3 protein-coding genes are annotated in these 4,549 nt (G+C 58.4%); 1 reads left to right on the plus strand and 2 read right to left on the minus strand.

The window, feature by feature from the left end:
* Positions 1-168: 168 nt before the first annotated feature.
* Positions 169-636, minus strand: a complete 468-nt coding sequence (sixA, locus tag AB5Y85_RS07235) for a phosphohistidine phosphatase SixA (protein ID WP_021230584.1) — start codon at positions 634-636, stop codon at positions 169-171.
* A gap of 162 nt (positions 637-798) precedes the next feature.
* Between sixA and AB5Y85_RS07240 the strand changes: the two genes are divergently transcribed.
* The gene (locus AB5Y85_RS07240) at positions 799-3,585 is read left to right on the plus strand and encodes an insulinase family protein (RefSeq protein WP_257688137.1); all 2,787 of its coding nucleotides are present in this window, start codon (positions 799-801) and stop codon (positions 3,583-3,585) included.
* A 331-nt stretch (positions 3,586-3,916) separates the two neighbouring features.
* Here the strand turns inward: AB5Y85_RS07240 and AB5Y85_RS07245 are convergent.
* Positions 3,917-4,549: thiopurine S-methyltransferase (locus AB5Y85_RS07245; RefSeq protein ID WP_368221297.1), on the minus strand; the 633-nt coding region annotated here is incomplete at its 5' end.

A 4,549-nucleotide genomic window follows, 5' to 3' on the forward strand; every position in this document is an offset into this window, starting at 1 on the left:
ACCATCAGTGGCAGGTACTTCTTGAACACTCTCATCGTTTGCAACCTCTTGCAGTTGTATCCGTATGACAGCAGCTTCTGCGAATTAATTCCGTAAAGTATTTATAAAAATCCGGAAAACTCGCCCATCTCTTCCCAAAAAATTCAATCTATAACTTTTTATTAACTTTTAGCCTATTGTATGCGGCCCTTCGAGCCAGAGCAAGGCTCCTTTGCCATCGTGCCACTCGATACAGGCGATCCCCGAGGTAGCAAACATGGGTGCTCCTGCGGCCGGGCAGAGGCTTTGCACCAGATAACCCACCAGCGGCAGATGGCTGACCATCAGGATCTGGTCATGTTGTTCAGCCAAAGTGGTGAGGTAGCTGGCCACGAAAGCGGGATCACCGTACGGGGTAATGTCGCCACTCTCTTCAACGGCTGCTGCGTCAGGTAATTCACTGCATATGGCTTGCCAGGTCTGGCGTGCCCGCAGATAGTTGCTGTGGATCACCCGATCCAGCGGGCCAATCAGCTGAGGCGCCAGCCAGCGGGCCATCTGGATAGACTCTTCAATACCCTGCTCGGTCAATGGACGCTGTTCATCTGTTTTCGCATTCATGCCAGCCTGGCCATGACGCATGATATAGATCTTCATTACAACCTCGCCCAACGGGCCTGTTTTGATAGCCGGGGGATCTTACCCCGCCACGGGTGTGGAAACAATTGCGCTACCTCTCAGAAAAGGGTTTGCCTGACGGGATAGCGGGGTCGATAATCATGTTTAAATTCAAATAAATCCAACGTGAGTCACACGCCAATGAGCCCATATGCCAGTCCCAATGACCATCGGCAATACCATTTTCTGGAGCTGGCCAACCGGCTCAGGGTCTTGTTGATTTGTGATCCCGACACCGACAAATCCGCCGCCTCGCTGGCGGTCAATACCGGCCATTTTGACGATCCCGCCGACCGGCAGGGAATGGCCCATTTTCTGGAGCACATGCTGTTTCTCGGCACCTGCACCTACCCCAAGCCTGGTGAGTACCAGCAATTTATGAGCCGTCATGGCGGCAGCAACAACGCCTGGACCGGTACCGAGTTCACCAACTTCTTCTTCGAGATCGACAACGGCTTCTTTGAAGCGGGGCTGGATCGCTTCTCCCAGTTCTTTATCTGCCCCACGTTTGATCCGGAGTGGGTGGACAAGGAGCGCAACGCGGTCGACTCCGAGTATCGCCTCAAGCTGCAGGATGACATGCGCCGCAGCTATCAGGTGCATAAAGAGACGGTCAACCCGGCGCACCCCTTCTCCAAGTTCTCTGTGGGCAACCTCGATACCCTGGCCGATCTGCCGGGACGGGATCTGCGCTCCGACCTTATCCGTTTTTACGAAAGCCACTACAGCGCGGATCGCATGGCGCTGGTGATGATCTCGCCGGAATCCATCGATACCCAGTTGCAGTGGTGCTGTCGCTACTTTGCTCCCATTTTGAATCGCAATTTGGGAACCCCGACTCTCACCATGCCGCTCTATCGGCTCGATGATCTCGGCGTGCGCATCCACATCAACCCGGTCAAGGAGACCCGCAAGCTGTCGCTGAGCTTCCCCTTACCCAATGTGGACGAGTTTTACGACAAAAAGCCCCTCACCTTCCTGAGCCATCTGATTGGTTATGAGGGGGATGGCAGCCTGCTCTCCCTGCTTAAAGCGAAAGGCTGGGTCAACCAGCTCTCAGCGGGCGGTGGCATTAGCGGCGCCAACTTCAAGGATTTTGGCGTCAACTTCGGCCTCACCCCTCTGGGCCTTGAACATGTGGATGACATCCTCGCCGCCCTGTTTGGCTATCTGAAACTGATTGGCCGCAAAGGGCTACAGAGCTGGCGCTATGACGAAAAACGGACCGTGCTCGAATCGGCGTTCCGTTTTCAGGAGCGCAGCCGCCCCCTCGATACGGTGTCGGGGCTGGTGCTCAACCTCTTTAGCTACAAACCTGAGGATCTGCTCTACGGCGACTACATGATGCGCGAATATGACGAGGGGCTGATCCGCCGCTTCCTCGCCAAACTCACCCCGCACAACCTGCGTATCACCATCACTGCGCCGGAAGTGGCGACCGATCGACTGGCCCGCTGGTATCAGACCCCCTACAGCGTGACAACCATTACCGAGGCCGAGAAAATTCGCTGGCAGCAAAGCGAGCCGGACTCGGCGCTGGCGCTGCCCAAGCCCAACCCCTTTATCAGCAGCCGACTCGATCCGCGTACGCCCGAGCTTGCCGCCGACATGCCCGCCTGCCTTATCGATCGCCCCGGTTTTCGCCTCTGGCACCTCCATGAGCACCTGTTCAGCGTGCCCAAGGGCAATCTCTACATCTCCATCGACAGCGAACATGCGGTCAAAAATCCGCGCAATATCGCCATGGCGCGCCTCGCCGTGGAGCTGTTGGCCGACCACCTCAACGCCCTCACCTATCCGGCGGAGCTGGCGGGACTGGGTTACCAGATATATGCCCATCAGGGGGGCTTTACCATCAACCTGAGCGGTTTTGCCGACAAGCAGCCGCTGTTGCTCGACATGATCCTCGGCAACCGCACCCTGGGGTATCCGGATCCGGGTCGCTTCGCCGAGATCAAGGAGCAGCTCATCCGCAACTGGGATAACCAGTCCAAGGCGCGCCCCATCTCCCAGCTCTTTAACCAGCTCACCAGTTTGCTGCAACCGAACAACCCGCCGTTCGAGCAGTTGCTGCGCCACCTGCGCACCGTCGAGCTGGAAGAGATGCCCGGCTTCGTGGCCCAGCTGTTTGGCGAGGTGCATGTCGAGGCACTGGTACATGGCGACTGGACTGCCGCCGAGGCGCTGGAGCTGGCCGCCCTGATGGAGCGTCACCTAAGCGATATCAATGGCACCAGCAGCAAGCCGAGCGGCGAGACCCGTCGTCCGCTCATCTCCATTCAGGACAGGGGCACCCTTATTCGCGAGCAGGGTTGCGATCACGAGGACTCGGCACTGCTGGTCTACTACCAGTCCCGCACCACCCGGGCGCGGGATCTCGCCTGCTTCACCCTGGCGAACCACATCATGTCCTCCACCTTCTTCCACGAGCTGCGCACCCGCCAGCAACTGGGTTATGTGGTGGGCGCCGGTAACCTGCCCCTCAATCGCCACCCGGGCCTGATCTTCTATATCCAGTCGCCGGTGGCAGGGCCGCAGATCCTGCTCGATGCAGTGGAGGAGTTTATCGACCTCTTCCCGCTCGCCATGCTCGAATTTACCGAGCAGCAGTGGCAGGAGAGCAAGGCGGGGCTGCAAGCCCAGCTCAGCGAGCGGGATGCCAACCTGCGCAGTCGCGGCCAGCGGTTGTGGGTCAGTATTGGCAACAAGGATCTGGGGTTCGATCAGCGGGAACGGGTCTGCGATGAGGTGGGCAAGTTGAGCCGCGCCGATCTGGTGCGCTTTATCACCCAGCTGCGTTCGCGCACCTCCGATCGACTGATCCTCTGCAGCTATGGTCAGGGGCACGAACATGACGAGCGGATCACCGGCCAGTTTATCGACGATCCACGGGCATTTCGGCTCAATGCCGCCACCTTCGAGGCCTGATCAGGCCTCGACATCCCCCGTTTTTCCTGCCCACGGCAAATAGCAGACAATAAAAAGCCGACCCATCAGGGTCGGCTGGAAAAACCATAACAATTGCGACCAAAGCCGCCAAAAGTGAACATGAGCGTGAAAATCAGACACTGAGTTGCTGATCAGCAAGCGGGAAAGACCCGATACTCGCTTTGCAATGCCAACAGTGATTGAGAAACAGCCTCATATTAGGCACTCCCCCCGTCAGTCACGTTGATCTACGTCAAAGGAGGTAGCGAAGAGCGCATAGCCCGATGATTTGTCGGCACAGATCACCCTTTGCCCTCCCGTTAGCTACCCGTTAGCCACGGCGAACCAGTCGGTAAGCCACCTCATCGAAGTAGGAGAGCTGACCCGACAGCACCCGCGGGTGATCTACTTCGGCGGCGCGCCCCAGCACCTCGATACGAAAGTCCCGTTCGAACAGGGCTCGCACCTCCATCTCACCCACCGAGAAGGGGGGCTGACTCTGCTGCTCAGGCTGATATTCGAGGGTCACCAGCAGGATCTGGCCACCGGTCTCGACTAGCGAACTGATCAGGGCTGCATACTGGCGGCGCATCGCGGTCGGCAGGGCGATCAGCGCCGCCCGGTCATAGACCAGCCGGTAACGGCGACCCAGACTGGGGGCGGCGAAAAAATCCCCCTGAAAAATGCGCAGGCTGTCCACCTGATGGCACTGATAAGGGCCCACTTCGCTCACGGTCGCGGCGAGCTGGTTTTCACTGAAGAACTGGCTGACGGCAAGGCTCGATAGCTCGAAACCGTCGACCGGATGACCCTGAGCGCTCAGCCAGAGCATGTCGCGGGACTTGCCACACAGGGGAACCAGCACCGGCTCGTCCGCTTGCTGGGCTGACCACCAGGATTGCAGCCAGTGGTTGAAGTCCGCCTGATGAAAGCCAATCCGGTTCTCTTCCCAACGCTGATGCCA

The organism is Aeromonas sp. R3-1, assembly GCF_040908345.1.
GTDB classification, from domain to species: Bacteria; Pseudomonadota; Gammaproteobacteria; order Enterobacterales; family Aeromonadaceae; genus Aeromonas; species Aeromonas veronii.